Origin of the sequence: Thiomicrorhabdus heinhorstiae (assembly GCF_013391765.2) — a bacterium.
GTDB classification, from domain to species: Bacteria; Pseudomonadota; Gammaproteobacteria; order Thiomicrospirales; family Thiomicrospiraceae; genus Thiomicrorhabdus; species Thiomicrorhabdus heinhorstiae.
Genome location: NZ_JACBGI020000048.1, coordinates 1 through 1985, shown reverse-complemented (window position 1 = coordinate 1985; position 1985 = coordinate 1). Strand labels below are relative to the sequence as shown.

The 1985-nt window shown below is 38.7% G+C and carries 1 protein-coding gene and 2 pseudogenes; 2 read left to right on the top strand and 1 reads right to left on the bottom strand.

The genetic code is table 11. The features are described 5' to 3' along the window. Positions 1 to 140, top strand: a pseudogene (locus tag H8792_RS12305) (IS3 family transposase); the annotation flags it as partial. Between the two features lie 16 nt (positions 141 to 156). Continuing rightward, positions 157 to 417 (top strand): annotated as a pseudogene (locus H8792_RS12300) (IS3 family transposase); the annotation flags it as partial. Between the two features lie 57 nt (positions 418 to 474). Here the strand turns inward: H8792_RS12300 and H8792_RS12295 are convergent. Next, positions 475 to 1863, bottom strand: a complete 1389-nt coding sequence (locus H8792_RS12295) for an undecaprenyl-phosphate glucose phosphotransferase (protein WP_185979292.1) — start codon at positions 1861 to 1863, stop codon at positions 475 to 477. Positions 1864 to 1985 lie beyond the last annotated feature (122 nt).

The window sequence follows — 1985 nt, the reverse complement described above, 5'->3', positions numbered from 1 at the left end:
CATCTTTTGAAGAAGCTAAGAGAGATATTGGCAATTATTTAATGAACTACTACAACTGGCAAAGACCGCATTCTTTCAATGACGGACAACCGCCAGCAGTTACAGAAGAAAAACTTAAAAATTCGTTCGGGATTTGTTGACCACTTCAGTAACCACTTCCTGAAAGTGAATGGACTAGAAGGCAGTATGAGCCGTCGAGGGAATTGCCACGACAATGCGGTTGCGGAGAGCTTTTTCCAACTGCTGAAACGCGAGCGAATTAAACGCAGAGTCTATAAAACTCGCGATGAAGCGAAACAAGACATCTTCAATTACATTGAGATGTTTTACAATTCCAAACGTCGCCACTCGAATAATCAGCAACTCTCTCCTGCTGAATACGAGAAGCGCTACGAGATGAGGCTAGAAAGCGTCTAGCAGATTAGTGGCGATTCACTTCAGGGTTTATTAGACCACTACAATTCTCTAATAGAATTAATAGGCATTTTTATTGATGAACCCTTTGAAGACTGTCAAAAATATAATTTTTAGGTCTAACCAGATTGACCAATTGTTTATGTAGTGAAGGTCAAACTCCACCCTTTTTTCTAGAGAAGTATCTCCTCGCCATCCATTAATTTGTGCCCAACCAGTAATTCCAGCTTTAACCATATGTTTTTGCATGTATCTTGGGATTTCTTTTCGGAATTGCTCAACAAAAACGTCTCGCTCAGGTCTTGGACCAACGATAGACATATCTCCTTTCAGAACATTTAAGAATTGTGGGAGTTCGTCTAGGCTCGTTGCTCGAATGAATTGACCGAATTTTGTGTTGGTTTTGTTTTTAGCACTACCCCACTGAACTCCTGATTTTTCAACATCTACTGGCATTGATCTAAATTTTAGCATTGAAAACTCTTTTCCATTCCAGCCTATTCTAGTCTGCTTATAGAATACTGGGCCAGGTGAGGTAAGCTTCACTCCAATTGCTAAAACAAACATAATTGGACTAATTAGGGTTAAGATGATGCTTGACAGAATAATGTCTTCAATACGTTTAAGTAGAGCTGAAGTTTTTGAACTTAAAGGTGTGTCGAATACACTGATTACTGGGATTCCGTTAACGTCTACCCATTTTGCGTGCATTAAGTCAAAGTTGAAAAGATCCGGAATGAATTTAACAATAACTGTTGAGTCCGTCAGTTCAGTAAGGATATGTTTAATTTGTTGCTCTGCTCTTAGAGGTAAGCAAATAAATACTTCGTCTATGTCACCATTTTTTGCTGCATTGGCAATTTCTAATGTGCTTCCAAGGACGGGAATTTTTCCGAATTTTTCTCCTTGAAGTTCGGGGTTGTCGTCAAAAAAGGCAACAACTTTGTACCCAAGCCAAGGGTTGCTTTGGAATGTTTCCGCAATGTTTAAGCCGATTTGTCCCGCTCCTAGTATGGCAACCCTAGAGTGATTTTTGCCGGAAGCTCTTATGTTACCCAGAAATAAACGCAAAATTAAACGATAACCCATTAATAGCGCTGGTGTGAGTAACGCCCATTCAACGATAATTATTCTGGAAAAATTTTGAGCATCTTTAGCTAAAAAAGCTATTGCGATCAGGCTTACCCAAGTAAGAAGCCAGGCGGACAGGATTAGTTTAAAGCTGGAAAATAGGGAGCGTCCGCGCCAGTTAACATATATTCCAACGAACTGGGCAGAAAAAATGAATAGCAATCCACCTAATATCCCCATAATTAGATAGCGGTCATGCCATTGTTCAGAGAATAGTTGAGTTATCGCTACAAGGGAGAATATAGGGATTAGAACATCTGTAAAACGATGAAACCAGACAATATTGGAACGGTCTGTATGTATTCTAGTTTGTTGCATGAAGCCTCTTTAACTTGATTTGAAAATGGAACATTACAGATTCTGAAAATTATTTTAATGAAATTTGTGTTAAGAAGTGGAGAAAACTTTTACCATTTTATAATTGTATAGCCTTTATATGC

What these genes read in the sequence shown, in the direction of transcription:
- H8792_RS12295 (WP_185979292.1), bottom strand. Translation starts at nt 1,863, where the DNA reads ATGCAACAAACTAGAATACATACAGACCGTTCCAATATTGTCTGGTTT.